We start from the raw sequence: 810 nt of genomic DNA on the forward strand, positions 1-810 counted from the left end.
CGGGCCGAGCTGGGTGTGATCGGTGGTTCGGGGTTGTACGCGTTGCTGGAGGAGGTGGTGGAGGTGCGGGTGGAGACGCCGTACGGGCCGCCGAGCGATGCGGTGTTCGTGGGGGAGGTGGCCGGGCGTCGGGTGGCGTTCCTGCCGCGGCACGGGCGTGGGCACGGGGTGCCGCCGCACCGGATCAACTACCGGGCGAACCTGTGGGCGTTGCACTCGCTGGGGGTGCGGCAGGTGTTGGGGCCGTGTGCGGTGGGCGGGTTGCGGGAGGAGTACGGTCCGGGCACGCTGCTGGTGCCGGACCAGTTCGTGGACCGGACTTCGGGGCGGGTGCAGACCTTCTACGACGGGCGGCCGCTGCCGGACGGCTCGCTGCCCGGGGTGGTGCACGTGTCGATGGCCGACCCGTACTGCCCGGCCGGGCGGCGGGCGGTGCTGGGGGCGGCGCGCTCGGCGGCCTGGGAGCCGGTGGACGGCGGCACCCTGGTGGTGATCGAGGGCCCGCGCTTCTCCACCCGCGCCGAATCCCGCTGGTTCACCGCCAACGGCTGGTCCGTGGTCGGCATGACCGGCCACCCCGAGGCCGTCCTCGCCCGCGAACTCGGCCTCTGCTACAGCTCCCTGGCCCTGGTCACCGACCACGACGCCGGCATCGAGACCGGCGACGGCGTCACCCACACCGAGGTACTGGAGGTCTTCTCCGGCAACGTCGACCGGCTGCGCACGGTGCTGTTCAAGGCCCTGGAGGCCCTGCCCGTGCTCCGGGAGTGCCCCTGCCCGCACGCCCTGCCCGCCGAGCGGGACTGCCCG

The 810-nt window shown here is 74.2% G+C and carries 1 protein-coding gene; it reads left to right on the plus strand.

Features of this window, described 5'->3' with window-relative positions:
- Positions 1–810, plus strand: an 810-nt coding sequence (locus tag BG452_RS35925) for an S-methyl-5'-thioadenosine phosphorylase (protein ID WP_188308530.1), incomplete at both ends; no start/stop codon positions are given.

Source organism: Streptomyces sp. CBMA123, assembly GCF_014596465.1.
Taxonomy (GTDB): Bacteria; Actinomycetota; Actinomycetes; order Streptomycetales; family Streptomycetaceae; genus Kitasatospora.